Annotated in this window: 21 protein-coding genes and 1 pseudogene; all 22 read left to right on the plus strand. The window is 64.4% G+C overall.

The features are described 5' to 3' along the window. Positions 1-161: 161 nt before the first annotated feature. Positions 162-668: pseudogene (locus tag PAF18_RS17535) on the plus strand (relaxase/mobilization nuclease domain-containing protein); the annotation flags it as partial. Between the two features lie 168 nt (positions 669-836). Beyond that, complete coding sequence (locus tag PAF18_RS09800) at positions 837-2,069, plus strand: DUF3363 domain-containing protein (RefSeq protein ID WP_271118103.1); 1,233 nt, start codon at positions 837-839, stop codon at positions 2,067-2,069. Between the two features lie 230 nt (positions 2,070-2,299). Further along, on the plus strand, positions 2,300-3,514 hold the full coding sequence (floR, locus tag PAF18_RS09805; protein ID WP_271115544.1) for a chloramphenicol/florfenicol efflux MFS transporter FloR: 1,215 nt from the start codon (positions 2,300-2,302) through the stop codon (positions 3,512-3,514). Between the two features lie 28 nt (positions 3,515-3,542). Then, a complete protein-coding gene (locus PAF18_RS09815; protein ID WP_289624979.1) occupies positions 3,543-4,484 on the plus strand; it encodes a LysR family transcriptional regulator in 942 nt (313 codons plus the stop codon). 149 nt (positions 4,485-4,633) lie between these two features. Continuing rightward, positions 4,634-6,619: a conjugal transfer protein TraG gene (locus PAF18_RS09820; RefSeq protein ID WP_271115545.1), complete on the plus strand. Its 1,986-nt coding sequence runs from the start codon at positions 4,634-4,636 to the stop codon at positions 6,617-6,619. Positions 6,620-6,629: 10 nt separating this feature from the next. Further along, entirely contained in the window at positions 6,630-7,079 is a 450-nt protein-coding gene (locus PAF18_RS09825) for a ribbon-helix-helix domain-containing protein (RefSeq protein WP_271115546.1), read from the plus strand. A gap of 62 nt (positions 7,080-7,141) precedes the next feature. Then, a complete protein-coding gene (locus PAF18_RS09830; RefSeq protein WP_271115547.1) occupies positions 7,142-7,675 on the plus strand; it encodes an ATP-binding protein in 534 nt (177 codons plus the stop codon). A 213-nt stretch (positions 7,676-7,888) separates the two neighbouring features. Continuing rightward, positions 7,889-8,836 (plus strand): P-type conjugative transfer ATPase TrbB, encoded by a 948-nt coding sequence (gene trbB / locus PAF18_RS09835; protein ID WP_434802215.1) that lies wholly within the window; start codon positions 7,889-7,891, stop codon positions 8,834-8,836. After that, positions 8,833-9,165, plus strand: coding sequence for a TrbC/VirB2 family type IV secretion system protein (locus PAF18_RS09840; protein WP_271115549.1), 333 nt, complete (start codon positions 8,833-8,835; stop codon positions 9,163-9,165). Before trbB ends, PAF18_RS09840 begins: the two co-directional genes overlap by 4 nt. After that, positions 9,165-9,446, plus strand: a complete 282-nt coding sequence (locus PAF18_RS09845) for a VirB3 family type IV secretion system protein (protein ID WP_271115550.1) — start codon at positions 9,165-9,167, stop codon at positions 9,444-9,446. The genes PAF18_RS09840 and PAF18_RS09845 overlap by 1 nt, the downstream gene beginning before the upstream one ends. A gap of 10 nt (positions 9,447-9,456) precedes the next feature. Next, the gene (gene trbE, locus PAF18_RS09850) at positions 9,457-11,949 is read left to right on the plus strand and encodes a conjugal transfer protein TrbE (protein WP_271115551.1); all 2,493 of its coding nucleotides are present in this window, start codon (positions 9,457-9,459) and stop codon (positions 11,947-11,949) included. Further along, entirely contained in the window at positions 11,946-12,725 is a 780-nt protein-coding gene (trbJ, locus tag PAF18_RS09855) for a P-type conjugative transfer protein TrbJ (protein WP_271115552.1), read from the plus strand. The genes trbE and trbJ overlap by 4 nt, the downstream gene beginning before the upstream one ends. A gap of 14 nt (positions 12,726-12,739) precedes the next feature. Continuing rightward, the gene (trbK-alt, locus tag PAF18_RS09860; protein ID WP_271115553.1) at positions 12,740-13,006 is read left to right on the plus strand and encodes a putative entry exclusion protein TrbK-alt; all 267 of its coding nucleotides are present in this window, start codon (positions 12,740-12,742) and stop codon (positions 13,004-13,006) included. A gap of 2 nt (positions 13,007-13,008) precedes the next feature. Next, complete coding sequence (gene trbL / locus PAF18_RS09865; protein ID WP_271115554.1) at positions 13,009-14,394, plus strand: P-type conjugative transfer protein TrbL; 1,386 nt, start codon at positions 13,009-13,011, stop codon at positions 14,392-14,394. Next, on the plus strand, positions 14,391-15,080 hold the full coding sequence (gene trbF, locus PAF18_RS09870) for a conjugal transfer protein TrbF (protein WP_271115555.1): 690 nt from the start codon (positions 14,391-14,393) through the stop codon (positions 15,078-15,080). Before trbL ends, trbF begins: the two co-directional genes overlap by 4 nt. Further along, positions 15,077-16,078, plus strand: a complete 1,002-nt coding sequence (trbG, locus tag PAF18_RS09875) for a P-type conjugative transfer protein TrbG (protein WP_271115556.1) — start codon at positions 15,077-15,079, stop codon at positions 16,076-16,078. Before trbF ends, trbG begins: the two co-directional genes overlap by 4 nt. Further along, the gene (locus tag PAF18_RS09880; protein ID WP_271115557.1) at positions 16,075-17,202 is read left to right on the plus strand and encodes a TraB/TrbI/VirB10 family type IV secretion system protein; all 1,128 of its coding nucleotides are present in this window, start codon (positions 16,075-16,077) and stop codon (positions 17,200-17,202) included. The genes trbG and PAF18_RS09880 overlap by 4 nt, the downstream gene beginning before the upstream one ends. A gap of 2 nt (positions 17,203-17,204) precedes the next feature. After that, positions 17,205-17,426, plus strand: coding sequence for a DUF2274 domain-containing protein (locus tag PAF18_RS09885; RefSeq protein ID WP_271115558.1), 222 nt, complete (start codon positions 17,205-17,207; stop codon positions 17,424-17,426). A gap of 244 nt (positions 17,427-17,670) precedes the next feature. Continuing rightward, entirely contained in the window at positions 17,671-18,744 is a 1,074-nt protein-coding gene (locus PAF18_RS09890) for a DUF4917 family protein (protein WP_271115559.1), read from the plus strand. A 301-nt stretch (positions 18,745-19,045) separates the two neighbouring features. Beyond that, positions 19,046-19,363: a hypothetical protein gene (locus tag PAF18_RS09895; RefSeq protein WP_271115560.1), complete on the plus strand. Its 318-nt coding sequence runs from the start codon at positions 19,046-19,048 to the stop codon at positions 19,361-19,363. After that, positions 19,360-19,713 carry a toxin-antitoxin system TumE family protein gene (locus tag PAF18_RS09900; protein WP_271115561.1) on the plus strand — a complete coding sequence of 118 codons (354 nt, stop codon included), beginning with the start codon at positions 19,360-19,362 and terminating at the stop codon, positions 19,711-19,713. Before PAF18_RS09895 ends, PAF18_RS09900 begins: the two co-directional genes overlap by 4 nt. Next, a complete protein-coding gene (locus PAF18_RS09905) occupies positions 19,710-20,108 on the plus strand; it encodes an HVO_A0114 family putative DNA-binding protein (RefSeq protein ID WP_271115562.1) in 399 nt (132 codons plus the stop codon). The genes PAF18_RS09900 and PAF18_RS09905 overlap by 4 nt, the downstream gene beginning before the upstream one ends. The last annotated feature ends 2 nt before the right edge of the window (positions 20,109-20,110 follow it).

The following is a 20,110-nucleotide window of genomic DNA, read 5'->3' on the forward strand; positions in this document are numbered from 1 at the left end:
CTGGAGTCGCGCCCATGAGCGCCGACGACGAAAACCGCTTCCGTCCGAAGCCCGGCCGCATCCGATCCGATGCACCGAAGGCAGGCAAGACCAAGAGCTTTTTCACGCAGGTCAGGAAGATCACCCGCCAGCATCAGGCGGCAGCCTCCCGCGACCCTTCCATGCCGTCATCCGCCCGCCCGTCATCGCCGGGCCGGTCCCGCGCCGTGGTCGCCAGCGACAAGGGCGTGAAGCGCGGCCGGGGCGCGAGCTTCGTGCGCGCCCGCAACATCTCCGGCCAATGGCATCATCGCCAGCCCGGCAGCCGCCGCGTGATCGTTAAGCAGCGCAGCGTCCGGGCAGCGTGGAAGGGCGGACGCGCCCGCGCGCATCTGCGCTATGTCCAGCGCGACGGCACGTCACGCGATGGCGAGCGGGGCCGGCTCTATTCGGCGACCGAGGACCGCGCCGATGGCGACGCCTTCCTTGATCGCGGCAAGGACGACCGCCACCAATTCAGATTCATCGTCTCGCCCGAGGACGGCGCGGAGCTGTCGGACCTCACGGCCTACACCCGTGATTTTATGAAACAGGTGGAAGCGGACCTCGGCACGAAACTCGATTGGGTTGCCGTCAATCACTACAATACCGGCCATCCCCATGTGCATATCGTCGTCAATGGCCGCGACGATACCGGCCGGGATCTAGTCATCAACGGCGATTATCTTTCCGCCGGCCTACGCGAGCGCGCCAGCGAGCTTGCCAGTCTGGAACTCGGCCCCGTCACCGAGATCGAGCAGACCCGCAAGCTGTTCGCCGAAATCGACCAAGACCGTTTTACCCGGATCGACCGCGCCATGGCCGAGGAAGCCGATGCCCGTTTCCTCGACCTGCGCCATGAACCGGCAGAGCCGAGGCGGCAGTTCGAGCGGACGCTACGCCTGCGCCGTCTCGGCAAGCTGGAGAAGATGGGACTGGCGAACGAGCACGCGCCCGCCGTTTGGGAATTGAGCAAGGACATGGAGCCAGCCCTGCGCGAGCTAGGCGAGCGTGGCGACATTATCCGCACCATGCAGAAGGCGCTCGGCCCGCAGGGCAGCGAACGCGATCCCATGAGCTTCCAAATCCATGACGGAGCGCCCGAGACGCCCATCTTCGGCCGCGTCGTGGACAAGCATCTGTCCGACGAGCTGGGGGAGAATCTGACAATCGTGTTGGACGGGATCGACGGCCGCACCCACCACATCGCCGGCATAGCCCCCGAGCGGCTAGAGGACGCCCGCATCGGCAGCGTTATCCAGATCGGCCCGGCCGAGGCGGCAGCCCGGCCGTCCGACCGCACCATCACGGCCATTGCCGAGGACGGCATCTATCGGCCGAGCCGTCATCTGGAACAGGCCAAGTTCGAGGGCCGCGTTCCCGGCGGCGACTATGAGGGCTATGTCGATGCCCATGTCCGCCGGCTGGAGGCGCTGCGCCGGGCCGGGATCGTCGAGCGGATCGACGCCGACCAATGGCGCATCCCCGATGATCTGGTCAGCCGCGCCGCCACCTATGACGCCGGCCGTGACCGGCAGGCCAGCGTTCGCGTGCTTTCCCCGGTCGATCTGCAAAGGCAGATCGGTTCGGATGGCGCGACCTGGCTGGACCGGCGACTGATCCATGGCGAAACCGCCGACCTTGCTCCGACCGGCTTCGGCCAGCAGGTGCGCGAGGCTATGGACCAGCGGCGCGAGCATCATATCGACCAGCGCGACGCCACCCGGAGCCGCGACGGCCGAATCTTCTACCGTCGCAGCCTTCTCGCCACCTTGCGCGAGCGCGAGGTCGCCCGCGTCGGCGCGGAGATGGCCGAGAGCAAGGGCCTGCCGTTCCGCGCCGCGACGGATGGCGAGAACGTCAGCGGCAAGTTCACCGGCACCGTGCAGCTATCGAGCGGCAAGTTCGCCGTGGTCGAGCAATCCCATGAGTTTACCCTTGTTCCATGGCGGCCGGTCATCGACCGCCAGCTCGGCCGCGAGGTCATGGGCGTCGTGCAGGGCGGATCGGTGTCGTGGCAGTTGGGCCGGCAGAGAGGGATTGGCCTCTAGGTGGTCCAACCCCGGATTGGCAGCTCGACGCATTGCGATGGAAGGGATGATCGGATAGGATCGCCATCCATCTTTTCAATGTGAGGTCAACGGCATGGGAGCCAGTATTACAGCAGACAAGTAAGCCGCAACAACAAGCATTGTTGTTGCGGCGTTCTGTAAGACCAATCCTGTTTGATTGCTGACGAGCAGACGCCGCCCGGAATCCTTAATCGAGCGGTTGATTCGTCATGACCACCACACGCCCCACGTGGGCCTATACGTTGCCGGCAGCCCTGCTGCTGATGGCTCCTTTCGACATCCTCGCGTCACTGGCGATGGATATTTATCTTCCCGTCGTTCCGGCGATGCCCGGCATCCTGAATACGACGCCATCCATGATCCAACTCACGTTGAGCCTCTACATGGTGATGCTCGGCGTGGGACAGGTGATTTTCGGGCCGATTTCGGATCGCATCGGGCGACGGCCAATCTTGCTTGCGGGCGGGGCGCTTTTCATCGTCGCTTCTCTCGGAGCTGCATGGTCGTCAACGGCCGCAGCCTTCGTCGCTTTCCGCCTGCTACAAGCGGTCGGCGCGTCGGCGGCGCTGGTGGCGACGTTCGCGACGGTTCGCGACGTTTATGCCAGCCGGCCCGAGGGCGTCGTCATCTACGGTCTTTTCAGTTCGATGCTGGCCTTTGTGCCCGCCCTTGGCCCCATCGCCGGAGCACTGATCAGCGAGTTTTTCGGATGGCGGGCGATATTCGTCATGCTGGCTGCACTTGCATTGCCCGCACTCTTGAATGCCGGTTTCAGATGGCACGAAACCCACCCGTTGGATGAAGCAAAGACGCGCCGATCCGTTTTGCCGATCTTCGCGAGTCCAGCCTTTTGGGTTTACACGGTCGGCTTTAGCGCCGGCATGGGCACCTTCTTTGTCTTCTTCTCGACGGCCCCCCGCGTGCTCATAGGCCAAGCGGACTATTCGGAGATCGGATTTAGCTTAGCCTTCGCCACTGTCGCGTTCGTCATGATCGTGACAACCCGCTTCGCGAAGTCCTTTGTCGCCAGATGGGGCATCGCGGGATGCGTGGCGCGGGGGATGGCGCTGCTCGTTTGCGGAGCGGTCCTGTTGGGGATCGGCGAACTCTTTGGCTCGCCGTCATTCCTAACCTTCATCCTGCCGATGTGGGTTATGGCGGTGGGTATTGTTTTCACGGTGTCCGTCACCGCCAATGGCGCTCTCGCACAGTTCGACGACATCGCAGGATCGGCAGTCGCGTTCTACTTCTGCATCCAAAGCCTAATCGTCAGCATCGTCGGGACATTGGCGGTGACGCTATTAAATGGCGACACGGCATGGCCCGTGATCTGTTACGCGACGACGATGGCGGTGCTGGTATCGGCGGGTCTGGCGCTACTCCGATCCCGCGACGATCCTCCCGAGAGGTCGCCAGTCGTCTAACCGGCAATTGGTAGGACGGCCAGCACCCATGCGGCGCACCCGCCATCGCAGCCTGGTGAATGGCGGTATCCTGTCCGGCAGGATACCGCTCATTTCCCTTGTTCAATTCATTGCCGTCGCTGAGCATCTGAACTTTCGGCACGCGGCCAACGCGCTCGGCGTCAGTCAGTCGAGTGTCAGCGCGCGTGTTAAGGCGTTGGAAGAAAATCTTGGTGTCCTGCTGTTCGAGCGCCATGCGCGAGGCGTCCGGCTGACGGATGCAGGCAGACACTTCATGGAGCGGGTCGCGGCAGGCGTCGATCAACTCGATCACGCCGTCAAGACCGCCGGCATGACAGCGCAAGGCGAATGCGGCCGGCTACGCATCGGTGTCTATGCCCTGATTCCGGGCAGCTTCCTTGCAGAGCTGATTGGCCAGTATCGGAAGGACCATCCCAATCTCGACATCGAAATCACGGAGGGCACAGCACGCGATACTCTCACGCAGCTTCGAGCAGACCGGCTGGATATTGCGTTCGTTGCCGGCACGCCCAAACCGCCTGACTGCCATTCCCGGCGAATATGGACCGAACCCCTTTTAGCCGCTGTGTCGGCGCGGCACGCTCTTGTTGGACGCTCGGCCGCCACATGGGCTGATCTGGCAGCGGACACGTTCATCGTCAGACATGGTGGCACCGGCCCACAAGTGCATGACCATATCGTTTTACGCCTTGCCGGAATCTGGCCCGCGCCTTCGATCCTTAGATTTGATGTTGGGCGCGGCACCTTGCTGTCGATGGTGGGACAGGATTTCGGTATCACTGTCATAGGTGCGGCTTCGTCCCTCTTGCCAACATCCGGGGTGGTCTTTCTGCCGATCACCGACGAACCCGAGCCGGTCGCTTTCTCGGCGGTCTGGTCGCCTCACAATCGCAGTGTTGCGCTCCGAAATTTGCTTGGACTCGCTGACAAGATGAGCCGATCTAATTGATTCATTTGGATGTGCTCGAAATTGCGAGCACCCATCCTATTTGCCGCCGATAGTATCCGGCAGCCCTCCCGCATCATCTTTCCTATTGCCTCCCGCGCAAACGCTTATTCTCTGATCGGCTCCATCTCTCTTGCCGATTGGAGCCTGCATTGCGCGGAGGCCGAATCCTTTGGGGTCAAATCGCAGTCGTCTTCACCATCGTTCTGGTGATGGTGTGGGCAGCGACGCAATGGACGGCATTCCGCCTCGGCTTTCAGCCGCAGCTTGGAGCAGCATGGTTCGAGCTGGCGGGCCTGCCGGTCTATTATCCGCCCGCCTTCTTCTGGTGGTGGTTTTCGTTCGACGCCTACGCGCCCGCGATCTTCGTCGAGGGCGGCATCATCGCCGTCTCGGGCGGTTTCCTCGCCATCGCCGCCGCCATCTTCATGTCGATCATCCGGGCGCGAGAAGCGCGCAACGTCGCCACCTACGGTTCGGCGCGATGGGCCGAGGATCGGGAAATCCGCGCGGCCGGATTGCTCGGCCCCGATGGCGTCGTGCTCGGCCGATACGACCGGGACTATCTGCGCCATGACGGCCCCGAGCATGTCCTGTGCTTCGCCCCGACCCGCAGCGGCAAGGGCGTCGGGCTGGTAGTGCCGACGCTGCTGACATGGCCCGCATCCGCCATTGTCCACGACATAAAAGGCGAGAACTGGACTCTAACAGCGGGCTTTCGCGCGAAGCATGGCCGCGTCCTGCTGTTCGATCCGACCAACGCCAGATCATCCGCCTACAATCCGCTGCTGGAGGTCCGCCAAGGCGAATGGGAAGTCCGCGACGTTCAGAACATCGCGGACATTCTGGTGGACCCGGAAGGGAGCCTCGACAAGCGCAACCATTGGGAAAAGACCAGCCATTCGCTTCTGGTCGGCGCGATCCTGCATGTTCTCTATGCTGAGAAAGACAAGACGCTGGCGGGCGTCGCCAACTTCCTGTCCGATCCCCGCCGTCCGGTCGAGGCGACCTTGCGCGCCATGATGGACACGCCGCATCTCGGCGAGGCTGGCGTTCATCCCGTCATCGCGTCGTCGGCCCGCGAGTTGTTGAACAAATCCGAGAACGAACGGTCGGGCGTATTGAGCACCGCCATGTCGTTTCTCGGCCTCTACCGCGATCCCGTGGTGGCGCGGGTGACGGCGCGATGCGATTGGCGAATTGCCGAACTGGTCGGCAGCCGCCAGCCCGCCACGCTCTATCTGGTCGTGCCACCATCCGACATAAACCGCACCAAGCCGCTTATCCGCCTGATCCTCAATCAGATCGGCAGACGGTTGACCGAGGAATTGACCACCTCCGGCAAGCGCCATCGCTTGCTGTTGATGCTGGACGAGTTTCCTGCGCTCGGCCGGTTGGATTTTTTCGAGTCCGCATTGGCCTTTATGGCGGGCTACGGCCTCAAGGGCTTCCTGATCGCGCAGAGCCTCAACCAGATCGAGCGGGCCTATGGGCCGAACAACGCGATCCTCGACAATTGCCATGTCCGCGTGAGCTTTGCCACGAACGACGAACGCACCGCCAAGCGAGTGAGCGACGCGCTCGGCACCGCAACCGAGCTGCGCGATTCCACGAACTATGCCGGTCATCGCCTCGCGCCGTGGCTTGGGCATCTCATGGTGTCGCGCCAAGAGACCGCGCGCCCGCTGATGACGCCCGGCGAAATCATGCAGCTTCCGCCTACCGATGAAATCGTCATGGTCGCGGGCACGCCGCCGATCCGGGCAACCAAGGCCCGCTACTATGAGGACGGCCGGTTTCAGGAACGCATCCTGACCCCGCCCAACCCGGTCGCCGCTCGGTTGGCGCCCGGCCCATCGACCGATGACTGGTCCGGCCGCGTGGTCGCGGCGGATAGCCGTTCCGCGACAGACCCCGAAAGCGAGGCCGAAGGCGATCCGGCCAATGCCGGCATCCGCCGCGAGCCGGAATTGCCCGAGCATGAGGAAGTCATCGCGCCGCCGCCGCCAGAACAGGAGTTCGAGTTTCTGGACGACGAGCCGGACGTTGACGCGGCCAAGGCCCGCGCCATGCGCCAGCGCATGAGGATGGTGGCGCGGCAGGTGGCGATGAACCCCGATGACGGAATCGACCTTTGAGGACACGCCCATGACAACCAGAACCCGCCTGAACCTCTATTTCGACCCGGCGCTCATGCCGCAGATCGAGTCGCTGGCGCTGCGCCGCAAGGTCTCGAAATCCGCCATAGTGGAGGCGGCGGTCATGTCCTACCTGTCCGGCGATTCCGCAGACCGGCTAGAAGCCGCCATGTCGCGCCGATTGGACAAGCTTGGCCGCCAGATCGACACGCTCGACATGGACCTTGCCGTTCTTGGCGAGACGGTCGCGCAGTTCATCCATTTCTGGATGACCATCACGCCGCCGCTCACGGGAACTGCGCAATCCGCCGCCCGCGCAAAGGGCGCGGAGCGGTTCGAGGGCTTCATGCAGACCCTCGGCCGGCGGCTGGCGACGGGTGACGGGTTCCTTAAAGAGCTATCGCGAGATTTCGACCGCGATGGCGCGCTGGGGCGGGAACAAGACGATGCTGCCGAGTGAAACCCGAGCTTCGGAAGACAGAGCCTGCTGACAAGACTCCAGCTTCATGCTAACGGTGTAGCATGGATAACGCAGGTGAAATTCTTATACTTACCGGAACTCCGGGTTCAGGAAAGACCACAACGGCGCAGCTTCTCGCTATGCAGTCAGGTTCGCCAAAGGTTCATCTTCACTCAGATGATTTCTGGCATTTCATCAAGAATGGAGCAATTCCGCCTTACTTACCCGAGGCTCATAGGCAGAATGCGGTTGTCATTGATGCACTATCGAATGCGGCGGCCAGTTACGCCAAAGGCGGTTACTTCGTGATAGTGGATGGGATAATCGGGCCATGGTTTCTGGAGCCGTTCAGGGCAACTTCCTTACCCCTTCACTATGCCGTTCTGCGACCCTCCTTGGAGAACGCAATCCAGCGTTGCCACGAACGCGGCGACGAGACAATTACACCGGAAGCCATCGCGGCTCTCCACGGGCAATTCTCTTCGCTTGGAGACCTTGAGCGGCATGCGCTTCTAGTTGATGGCAAGTCCCGCAATGAGATGGTCGATACGTTGACCGACGCTATTCAAAGCGGCGCGATTCGCCTGCCGGCATAGATTTGAACGCTAGGTTGCGAGCCGCTATCTATCCTATTTACCGCCGTTGGCCGCCGATCACCGCACGCAGCTAGATACTTGTTGAACCGGCCGGATTTCGGCCTCTCTTAATCGACCCCGATCCGGGGACTGCCTGTCGCGTCCCCGCCAGAAGCCGGGGCCGACATGACCACCAACCACCAAAGACCGGAAGCCATTGCACGCGGCGCACGCATGTTGCGCACCGCGCTCGGTCCCGCGATTGCCCGACTGCTCGAAGACCCGGCCGTGGTCGAGGTGATGTTGAACCCGGACGGGCGGTTGTGGATCGACCGACTCTCCGAAGGGCTGTCCGATACAGGCGAGCGCCTGTCCGCCGCCGATGGCGAACGCATCGTGCGGCTGGTCGCGCACCATGTCGGCGCGGAGGTTCACGCCCGCAGCCCGCGCGTCTCGGCCGAGCTGCCGGAGAGCGGAGAGAGGTTCGAGGGCCTGCTGCCGCCCGTAGTCGCCGCGCCGGCCTTCGCCATCCGCAAACCCGCCGTCGCGGTGTTCACGCTCGACAACTATGTGACCGCCGGCATCATGACCGCCGATCAGGCGGAAACGCTGCGCGAAGCCGTCGCAGCCCGCGCCAATATCTTGGTGGCTGGCGGCACCAGCACCGGCAAAACCACCCTGACTAACGCGCTGCTCGCCGAGGTGGCGAAGACGCAGGATCGCGTCGTCATCATTGAAGACACCCGCGAGCTGCAATGCGCCGCGCCCAACCTTGTCGCCATGCGGACGAAAGACGGCGTGGCGACGCTTTCCGATCTGGTCCGTTCCTCGCTGCGCCTGCGCCCCGACCGTATTCCCATTGGCGAGGTGCGCGGTGCCGAAGCCCTCGACCTTCTGAAAGCGTGGGGCACCGGGCATCCGGGCGGGATCGGCACCATCCATGCCGGCACCGGCATCGGCGCGCTCCGTCGCCTTGAACAGCTCATCCAAGAGGCTGTCGTCACCGTCCCGCGCGCGCTGATCGCCGAGACCATCGACCTTGTTGCCGTCCTTGCTGGGCGCGGTTCCGCGCGCCGGCTGGCCGAGCTTGCCCGCGTCGAGGGGCTGGGGCCGGACGGCGACTACCGCATCACACACCCCAGCCCATTGGCAATCCCCACCAACACAGGAGACTCTTCATGATCCGCACCCTTACGCGCGGCTATCGCTTCGCCGCGACCGCCGCATCCGCCCTTGCCTCCAGTCTCATGCTTGCCCCGGCCGCCCATGCGTCCGGTTCGTCGATGCCATGGGAAGCGCCGCTCCAAAGCATCCTGCAATCCATCGAGGGGCCGGTCGCCAAGATCATCGCCGTCATCATCATCATCGTGACCGGCCTGACTTTGGCCTTCGGCGATACGGGCGGCGGCTTTCGCAAGCTGGTCCAGATCGTGTTCGGCCTGTCCATCGCCTTCGCGGCGTCGAGCTTCTTCCTGTCGTTCTTCTCGTTCGGCGGCGGGGCGCTCATCTGATGGCGGGCGGCCTCGAACAGCTCGACGCGGTGCCGGGATTCACGGTCCCGGTCCACCGGGCGTTGACCGAGCATATCCTGCTCGGCGGCGCACCGCGCTCCATCGCGATTCTGAACGGCACGCTGGCCGGGGCCGTGGGCCTCGGCCTGCGCCTCTGGCTGGTCGGCCTCGCCATATGGGCCATCGGCCATTTCGCGGCCGTGTGGGCGGCGAAGCGCGATCCCCAATTCGTCGAGGTCGGGCGCAGGCATCTGCGCATCCCCGGCCATCTGGCGGCGTGAGGGCGCGGCCATGATGAACCTTTCCGAATATCGCCGCACCGCCGCCCGGCTCGCCGACTATCTGCCATGGGCCGCATTGCTCGGCTCCGGCGTCGTCTTGAACAAGGACGGCAGTTTCCAGAGGACGGCGAAGTTTCGCGGTCCCGATCTGGATTCCGCCGTCGCCGCCGAGCTGGTCGCCGTCGCCGGCCGCATCAACAACGCCGTGCGCCGTCTCGGCTCCGGCTGGAGCATCTTCGTCGAGGCGCAGCGCAGCGAGGCCGCGACCTATCCCGACAGCACCTTTCCCGATGCCGCATCGGCGCTGGTCGATGCAGAGCGCAAAGCCGGTTTCGAGGAAGCGGGCGCGCATTTCGTGTCCGGCTACTTCCTGACCTTCCTCTATCTGCCTCCGGCCGAGGAAGCCGCCCGCGCCGAAACATGGCTCTACGAGGGCCGCGAGAAAACAGGCGTGGACCCGTGGGAGCTGCTGCGCGGCTTCATCGACCGCACCGACCGCGTGCTGGCCTTGCTCGACGGCTTCATGCCCGAGTGCCGTTGGATGGATGACGGCGCGATGCTGACCTACCTTCATTCCACCATCTCGACCAACCGGCACCGGGTTCGCGTGCCCGAGGTGCCGATGCACCTCGACGCGCTGCTTGCCGACCAGCCGTTGACCGGCGGGTTGGAGCCGCGCCTTGGCGACGCGCATCTGCGCGTCCTGACCATCGTGGGTTTCCCCACGGCGACGACGCCGGGCCTGCTCGACGAAATGAACCGGCTGCCGTTCCCCTACAGGTGGAGCACGCGCGCGATCCTGCTCGACAAGACCGATGCGACCCGGCTGCTGACCCGCATCCGTCGCCAATGGTTCGCCAAGCGCAAGAGCGTCGCCGCGATCTTGAAAGAGGTCATGACGAACGAGGCGTCCGCCCTTGTGGACACCGACGCCGCCAACAAGGCGCTCGACGCCGACATGGCCTTGCAGGAGCTTGGCGCGGACGTGGCGGGCATGGCCTATGTCACGGCGACCGTCACCGTTTGGGATGCCGACCCGCGCGTGGCGCAAGAGAAGCTGCGCCTGGTCGAGAAGATCGTTCAGGGACGCGACTTCACCGCCATGCCCGAGAGCGTCAACGCGGTTGACGCATGGCTCGGCAGCCTGCCCGGACACGCCTACGCCAATGTCCGCCAGCCGCCCATCAGCACTTTGAATCTCGCCCACATGATCCCGCTTTCAGCGGTGTGGGCGGGGCCGGAACGGGACGAGCATTTCGGTGCGCCCCCTTTGCTCTTTGGAAAGACCGAAGGCTCAACCCCGTTCCGGCTAAGTCTCCATGTCGGCGACGTAGGCCACACCCTTGTCGTCGGCCCCACGGGGGCCGGCAAGAGCGTGCTGCTCGCCCTCATGGCTTTGCAGTTCCGGCGCTATGCGGCCAGCCAAGTCTTCGCCTTCGACTTCGGAGGCAGCATCCGCGCCGCCGCGCTCGCCATGGGCGGGGATTGGCACGATTTGGGCGGTGGCCTGACAGAAGGGGACGAGGCGTCCGTTTCGCTCCAGCCGCTTGCCCGCATCCATGACACTTATGAACGCGCATGGGCGGCGGACTGGATCGCGGCAATCCTCATGCGCGAAGGCATCGCCATCACGCCCGAGGTGAAGGAGCATCTGTGGACGGCGCTGACTTCGCTGGCGTCCGCGCCGGTCGAGGAACGCACGATCACCGGCCTTGCGGTCCTGCTGCAATCCAACGATCTGAAACAGGCGCTCCGGCCGTTCTGCGTCGGCGGTGCCTATGGCCGGCTGCTCGATGCCGAAGCCGAACACCTTGGCTCGGCCGATGTGCAAGCCTTCGAGATCGAGGGCCTTGTCGGGACCGGCGCGGCCCCGGCCGTGCTCGCCTACCTGTTTCACCGCGTCGCCGACAGATTGGACGGGCGGCCCACGCTGCTCATCATTGACGAGGGTTGGCTTGCGCTGGACGACGAGGGGTTCGCCGGCCAGCTCCGCGAATGGCTGAAAACGCTGCGCAAGAAGAACGCCAGCGTCATCTTCGCCACACAAAGCCTGTCCGACATTGACGGCAGCAATATCGCGCCTGCCATCATCGAGAGCTGCCCGACGCGCCTCTTGCTGCCCAACGAGCGGGCCATCGAGCCGCAGATCACGGCCATCTACCGCCGCTTCGGCCTCAATGACCGCCAGATCGAAATCCTCGCGCGGGCGACGCCCAAGCGGGATTACTACTGCCAGTCGCGGCGCGGCAACCGGCTGTTCGAGCTGGGCCTGTCCGAAGTCGGCCTCGCGCTCTGCGCCGCATCCGCCAAATCCGACCAGACGCTCATTGCGCAGATCGTCGCCGAACACGGCCGCGACGGCTTCCTTGCCGCATGGCTACGCGAGCGCGGCGTCGATTGGGCGGCCGAGTTGATCCCGAACCTCACCAATCTTGCCGACCGGCCGGAATCCGCCGCGCCGGCCCGGCTCGATAGCCACCCCACGCAGGAGATTCTTCCATGACCTATACCAAGATCGTCGGGGCCTCCGCCCTCGCGCTGGCGCTCGCCGGCGCGACCGCGCTTTCGCCCATGCTGGCAAGCCCGGCCCATGCGCAATTCGGCTTCGGCCGCATCGTCTATGACCCGAGCAACTACGCGCAGAACGTGCTTACGGCAGCGCGCACGCTGGAGCAGATCAATAACCAGATCACCAGCCTCCAGAACGAGGCGCAGATGCTCATTAATCAGGCCCGCAACCTTGCGAGCCTGCCGTATAGCTCGCTCCAGCAGCTCCAGCAGAACGTCCAGCGCACGCAGCAGCTTCTCGGGCAGGCCCAAAATCTCGCGTTCGAGGTCGGCCAGATCGACCAAGCGTTCCAGAGCCAATACGGCAATGTCTCGCTGTCCGCGACCGACGCCCAGCTTGTCGCCGACGCGCGCGGCCGTTGGGAAAATACGGTTGGCGGCTTGCAGGACGCCATGCGCGTGCAGGCAGGCGTCGTCGGCAATATCGACAGCAACCGCGCCGAGATGGCCGCGCTGGTCGGCCAGAGCCAAGGCGCGACCGGCGCGCTGCAAGCCACGCAGGCGGGCAATCAGCTCCTTGCCCTCCAGTCGCAGCAGCTTTCCGATCTGATCGCGGTCATCTCGGCAAATGGCCGCGCTGACGCGCTGACCGAGGCCGAGCGCGCGACCGCCGCCGAACAAGGCCGCGAGCAGCGCCGTCGCTTCCTCACGCCCGGCACCGGCTACCAGCCGGGCAACGCGCAGATGTTCAACAACAACAACAACAACTGACCGGGAGGCTCGCCATGGACGGCAAGATGCTGGCCCGGCTCGGGGCCGTGGTGTTCGTCGCCATCGCCGTCACGGCGACCGCAATCGACATGGCGAGGAAGGACGAACCTTCCGCGCCACCCCCAGCGCCGGCCATCCAGCCGCCGGCCGATCCCCTGCGCGAAACCCTGCGCCGTTGCCAGCAGCTCGGCGAGGCAGCGGCGAGTGACGCCGACTGCCTCGCCGCGTGGGCGGAATCCCGCGACCGCTTCCTCGGCCGCGACCGCAGCGAGGCGCGCTGACCATGGGCAACACAGGCGTCATCGACTCGTTTCTAGGGGTCTTCACCTCCTACATCGACAGCGGTTTCGGCCTGCTCGGCGGCGAGGTCGCCTTCATCGCCACGACGCTGATCGTCATCGACGTGACGCTCGCCGCGCTGTTTTGGGCATGGGGCGCGGACGACGACATCATCGCCCGGCTGGTCAAGAAGACGCTGTTCATCGGCGTCTTCGCCTACATCATTTCCAACTGGAACAACCTCGCTCGCATCGTCTTCGAGTCGTTCGCCGGCCTCGGCCTCATGGCGTCGGGCACCGGCTTTTCCGTCGAAGACCTGATGCGACCTGGCCGCGTGGCACAGACCGGCCTCGACGCCGGCCGCCCGCTGCTCGATTCCATTTCCGACCTGATGGGCTGGATCGCCTTTTTCGAGAACTTCATCCAGATCGCGTGCCTGCTGTTTGCATGGGCGCTGGTCGTGCTGGCTTTCTTCATCCTCGCCATCCAGCTTTTCGTCACCTTGATCGAGTTCAAGCTGACCACGCTCGCCGGCTTCGTGCTGATCCCCTTCGGCCTGTTCGGCAAGACCGCCTTCATGGCCGAAAAGGTCTTGGGCAACGTGGTGTCCTCCGGCATCAAGGTCTTGGTGCTCGCCGTCATCATCGGCATCGGCAGCACCTTGTTTTCGCAATTCACGGCCGGTTTCGGCGGGGCGACCCCGACCATCGACGACGCCATGGCGACTGTGCTGGCAGCCCTGTCGCTGCTCGGCCTTGGCATCTTCGGCCCCGGAATCGCCAACGGCATCGTGAGCGGCGGGCCGCAACTTGGCGCGGGCGCAGCCGTGGGAACCGGCCTCGCTGCTGGCGGCATGGTGCTTGCGGGCGGTGCGGCGGCCGGTGGCGGGGCCATGCTTGCCGCGAAGGGCGGCGCTGCTGCCCTGTCCGGTGGAGCCGCGGCCGTTCGCGGCGGCGCGACGGCCGCGGGCGCGGCGACCGCTGCCTATAGCCTCAGCTCGCTCGGCCAGACCGGGGCGGCCGGCATTGCTTCCGGCCTTGGCGGTGTTGCACGCGCCGCAGGCTCGGCCGCTATCTCGCCGCTCAAACGCGCTGCCTCCAGCGCAACATCCCAAGCAAGCGAAAGCGTCAAGTCCAGCTTCGCCGCTGGCGCAAAGGCCGGCTTCGGCGCGACGGGCGGCAGCTCCACCATGGGCACGGTCGGCGGCGCAAGCGCCGATCCCGCAGCCGCGCCATCCAGCCCGGCCAGCAGCCCTCCGGCTTGGGCGCAGCGGATGCAGCGTTCGCAGGCCCTCAACCACGGCACCACCATGACCGCCCATGCCGTCCGTTCCGGCGACAGCCACGGCTCCGGTTCCTCCGTCAACCTTTCCGAAAGTGACCGCTCATGAGCATCTTCAAACGACCAGCAACCCATTACGGCAGGACGCCGGAACCCGAGACGCCCTATCAGAGGGCCGCGCAGGCATGGGACGAGCGCATCGGCTCGGCCCGCGTGCAGGCGCGGAACTGGCGGCTCATGGCCTTCGGCTCGCTGATCCTGTCTGCCGGCTTTGCCTCGGCGCTGGTCTGGCAGTCCGCACGCGGGACCGTGGTGCCGTGGGTGGTGCAGGTGGACAATCTCGGTCAGGCGCAGACCGTCGCACCCGCCAATGCCGACTATCGCCCGACCGATCCGCAGATTGCTTTCCATCTCGGCCGCTTCATCGAGCAGGTCCGCGCGATCCCGGCCGACGCGATCATTGTCCGCCAGAACTGGCTTCGCGCCTATGAGTGGACCACGGATCGCGGCGCGGCGGCATTGAACGATTACGCCCGCGCCAATGACCCTTTCACCAAGGTCGGCCGCCAGCAGATCGCCGTCGAGGTATCGAGCGTTATCCGGGCATCTCCCAACAGCTTCCGCGTCGCGTGGACCGAACGCCATTTCGAGAACGGCCAGCTTTCCACCACGGAACGATGGACGGCCATTCTCACCATCGTCATCCAGCCGCCGCGCGACGCCGAGCGCCTGCGCGCGAATCCGCTGGGAATCTACGTCAATGCGATTTCGTGGTCGCGGGAGATGAGCCAATGAGGACGATCACCCGCACCCCGACAATCGCGGCCGTGCTGCTTTCGGCGACCATGCTCGCAGGCTGCGCCACCAACCGGACGCCGCAATTCAGCTACGACGCCAGCGTGCCGCCGCTGCCGACCGTGCAGGCGGCGGCAACCGACAACACGCCCCGGCCGCTGCATGTGCCCCCGGCATGGACCGTGGCGCGCGGCGGCACCGCCGCAGGCACGCCGACCGGCCGCGTCGAGAACGCCAACGCCGCCGCCCGCATCGAGCCGCGCCGGGAAGGCTACTACAACGCCATCCAGATTTATCCGTGGTCGGAAGGTGCGCTCTATCAGGTCTATGCCGCAGTTGGGCAGATCACGACGATCGCGCTGGAGCCGGGCGAGAGCCTGACAGGCGCGGGGCCGATTGCGGCGGGCGACACCGCCCGCTGGATCATCGGCGACACCGAGAGCGGCAGCGGTGCAAACCGCCGTGTCTATATCCTTGTCAAACCGACGCGCCCGGACATTTCCACCAACCTTGTCGTCACCACCGACCGGCGCACTTACATGCTCGAGCTGCGCGCGCGGGAATCGCTCTACATGCCGGCCGTGGCATGGGCCTATCCCGCACCGCCGGCCGGCCAGCGTCAGATGGTCCCGGCCGCACCCGTGATCCCGGCCGAGGCGGCGCGGAACTATCGCTACGCCATGCAAGTGCAGGGCGACAGCCCGCCATGGCGGCCGATTTCCGTCTTCGACGATGGCCGGCGCGTCTATGTCGTCTTCCCGGCGGGGATCGTGCAGGGCGAGATGCCGCCGATCTTCGTGCTCGGCTCCAATGGCGAGCCGCAGATCGTCAACAGCCGAATCCATCAGAACATCCTGATCGTGGATCGCCTGTTCGGCGCGGCCGAGCTGCGCCTTGGCAGCGGCAATCGTCAGCAGGTCGTCAGGATCGTCCGCGCCAACCCGACGCAGGCCGCAGCAGAGCCAGCCAGCACGACCACGGGAGGATCGTCCTCATGAGCGATACCGATACCGCCGCCCCTATGCGCCTGCGCGCTGAAGCGCCTCGCGTCACCCGCCTGTCCCGCAAGATGCTGGCAGGCGTCGGCGCGGTTGCGCTTCTCGGCATCGGCGGCGCGCTGATTTACGCGCTCCAGACCCGCGATGCGGGGCCGGGAGGCGAAGAACTCTATTCGACCGATAACCGACCCACGGCGGACGGCTTGTCCGGCCTGCCGCGCGACTATACCGGCCCTGTCTTGGGGCCGGCGCTGCCCGGCGATCTCGGCCGTCCGATCCTCGACGCGCAGACAAGGGGACAGCCGGTCACGCCCCCTGTCATGCCGACGCCCGCCGTCGATCCCGAAGAAGAACGCCGCAGGGCCGAGGAAGAAGCCGCGCGCTTGAGCAATGTGTTTTTCCAGTCCGGCCCGCGCACGGGAGCGCCGGCAGGGACGGCCATGCCCGGCCTTGCCGGTCTTGGCCTCGGCGGGCAGCCTGCGACGCAGGACCGGCACGCGGCTTTCCTCAATGGACCCGTGGACCGGCAGACCGTCGCCCCGGATCGCGTCGGGCCGCCGGCATCGCCCTATATTCTTCAGGCCGGGGCCGTGATCCCCGCCGCGTTGATAACCGGCATCCGTTCCGATCTGCCCGGCCAGATCACCGCACAGGTGACGGAGAACGTCTATGACAGCCCGACCGGCTCGCTGCTTCTGATCCCGCAGGGCACCCGCATCATCGGCCAATACGACGATGGCGTGACGTTCGGCCAGCGCCGCGTGTTGCTGGTCTGGAATCGCCTGATCCTGCCGGGCGGCCGCTCCATCGTTCTGGAGCGCCTGCCGGGCGCGGATGCGAGCGGCTATGCCGGGCTTGAGGATGGCGTCGATTATCATTGGTGGGATCTGATGAAGGCCGCAGGGCTATCCACGCTGCTCGCAGTCGGCACGGAGCTGGCGACGAGCGACGAGGACCGGCTGATCCGGGCGATCCGCGACGGCGCGCAGGATACCGTCAATCAGGCGGGCCAGCAGATCGTCCAGCGCCAGTTGCAGGTTGCGCCGACGCTCACCATTCGCCCCGGCTTCCCGGTCACGATCATCGTCACCCGCGACCTTGTGTTCGAGCCGGCAGGAGGTTGACCATGACCAAGCTGAAACTCGGCCCGCTGCCCGACGACAAGCCCGTGAAGGTGACGATGGAGCTGCCCGCGCCGCTTCACCGCGACCTGGTCGCCTATGCCGAGGTGCTGGCCCGCGAGAGCGGCCAGCCCGTCGCCGATCCCGTCAGGCTCATCGTGCCCATGCTGGAGCGGTTCATCGCCACGGATCGCGGCTTCGCCAAGGCACGGCGAGCCGCAAGTTAGGTCTGACCGGTTCGCACTCTATTCCGCTCGTACAGCATGGTTTGTAAATAGCCCAAACCGGCCGTTCGAAAGCCATCCGGATTTCCGACCCGAGTAGTGCGGATGCGGACGGGCAGCTTCGCGCCGAAATTGCCCGTATCCGCTAATCAATGACGACGTCTGCAACGCCACGATCGACATCAATAATCTTGCATGCCACAACTCGGAGTAGGATCGGGCTTCGAGGAGCGCCGGGGGAGCTTATATGGTCGATCTAGTGAATTTTTCCGAGGCTATCGCCGACTCCAGACGATTCTCGAAGCGCCATCTATTGATTGGAAACGGGTTTAGCATCGCTTGCTGCCCTGATATCTTCCATTACGGATCGCTCTTCAGCGCGGCTGATTTTTCCAACAACCCAGAGCTGGTGAAAGTTTTCGAAGTTCTCGGAACACAAGATTTCGAGATCGCCATCAAAAACCTTGAAGCCGGAGCGCTTCTCGCGGGCATATATACACCTGGGCATGCCGATGCAGCCGCCAAGATGCTGGCCGATGCCAACGCTTTGAAGGAAATACTTCTAACCGCCATCGCAGGAAACCACCCGGACGTTCCTGGCGATATTCCTCACGACAAGTTTTGGGCCTGTCGGAGATTTCTCAGCCTGTTCCTAGGACGGGAAAACGACGGTCAAGTTTTCACCCTGAACTACGATCTTCTTTTGTATTGGACCCTCATGCATGAGGATAATCCGTTCACCGAGGCCATCGACCTTGCCACAAACGACGGCTTTGGGAATGATGAAGACGATCCCATGGCCGACTACGTCGTCTGGCAGGGTGAGGTCGCGGCCCATAGCGCCAGGGTTCATTTCCTTCATGGAGCGTTGCATCTCTTCGATGCTGGGACGGAGCTACAGAAGTTCACATGGGTCAGGACGAACGATCGCCTGATTGATCAGGCGCGGCGCGCGATCAATGACAACAAGTACCCGCTGTTTGTCACCGAGGGGTCAAGTGCGCAGAAAAAGGCAAAGATCCGGCACAACGCCTATCTCTACCAAGGGTTCAAGCAGCTAACTGCGAACGCGCAGCAGGGGCGGCACTGCTTTTTTGTCCTTGGGCATTCACTGGCCGAGAATGACGACCATATCTTGCGGCGGTTCGGAACTGGTAAGTTCAAAAAGCTCTACGTTAGTCTGTTCGGCGACCCCGGATCACCAGGCAATCAACAGATTATTGCCAAGGCTAACACCTTGGCGTCCATGCGTCACGAGAGGTTTCCGCTCGAAGTTGCTTTCTATGACGCTGCGACAGCCAATCCGTGGACGTACCCCTAAGGCCGGACAAGCAGATCGAAAGCCAAGCTGATCTAAACGACGGCCTGCGTCGGCTTCTGTAGGCCTGGAGTCGTGCCTCAATACCGTCTTCGACGCGCTGGACTCAACGACAGGTATTCGCGATCCAGCGGCGATACCAGACGGCAGAATGCCATCCCAAACTCGCCCTAGGTCTGACCCGTGGGGTGCCGCCAGCGCACAGGCGCAAATGCGGCACGCTACAGGCCGCCGACTGCTCTCCATGGTGCGCTTAATTCCGGGGCCTTGAGCGCCCGGAATCCACCGAACCAAGGAGGATCCCATGTGCGCAGAGCGCCGCCGCGCCCGCAAAGGGCGACCGCGAAAGTCAATCCCCGAGCCACTTCCCGACGATCTTTTCGATTACGCCGCCGATTCAGCGCCGGACGGCCGGGCGCGAGCCGGAGACGCGCCGCTGCTTGCACCGAATGGGCGGAGGATGCGCGTCACCGATGATTGGCCGGAGGATATTCCTGTCACCGAGGCCGAGATTAACGTGTTCGAGCGTTGGTTCGGCGATGTGTTCGACGAACTCTTGAGCCCGAGAAAGCCGGATGATAGCTTGCAATTCCTATCACAAACTGATAGGAAAAAGGCGTGAGCGGGCATCGTGATCCGGGCCTCGACACGCTTCTAGACCTTGATGGCCAAGTGCTCTTTGTCGATCCCGAAGGCGGCCATTGGGTGAAGTTTGTCGTCACCCGCGTTCCGGCCTCGCCGGAAAAGCCGCATGGTCTCGATTACTCGCTCACGCTTCACGGGCCTTCGGGCGAACGGCTGGTCGGCTTCGACAATGCCCATCCGGTCGGCCGAGGCAGACGTGGCGAACCGATGGACCATCGGCACCGCCTCCAGACCGTGAAGCCTTACGCCTACGAGGATGCGGCCACGCTGCTGGCCGACTTCTGGCAGGCGGTGGACTCGTTGTTGAAGGAGCGAGGTGCCCTATGACTACATTGAAAGTCGGGATTGCCGACTACGAAGAAATGAAGGCCCGCACCATGCGGATTGCCAAGGGCGAGGAAAAGCCCGGGCCCGGCGATCCGAAGGTGTGGTTCACCTCGACCGAATCCTTCGCCAAGGTGCTGTCGGCAGGGAACCGCGAGTTGCTTCGCGTCATCGCCGAGAAAGCCCCGGCATCGCTGGAAGAACTGGCGGAAATCACCGGCCGGGCCGGTTCCAATCTGTCACGCACCCTCAAAACGATGGAGAGCTACGGCCTTGTGCGGCTTGAGCCGGGCCACGGCCGCAAGCTCGCGCCCAAGGTGGTCCATGACCGCGTGGAGCTGGCGCTGCCCCTGATCGACCGCTCCAAGGCGAAGAAGGCTATGGGAGACCGGCCATGAAC

The organism is Paracoccus sediminicola, assembly GCF_027912835.1.
GTDB lineage: Bacteria > Pseudomonadota > Alphaproteobacteria > Rhodobacterales > Rhodobacteraceae > Paracoccus > Paracoccus sediminicola.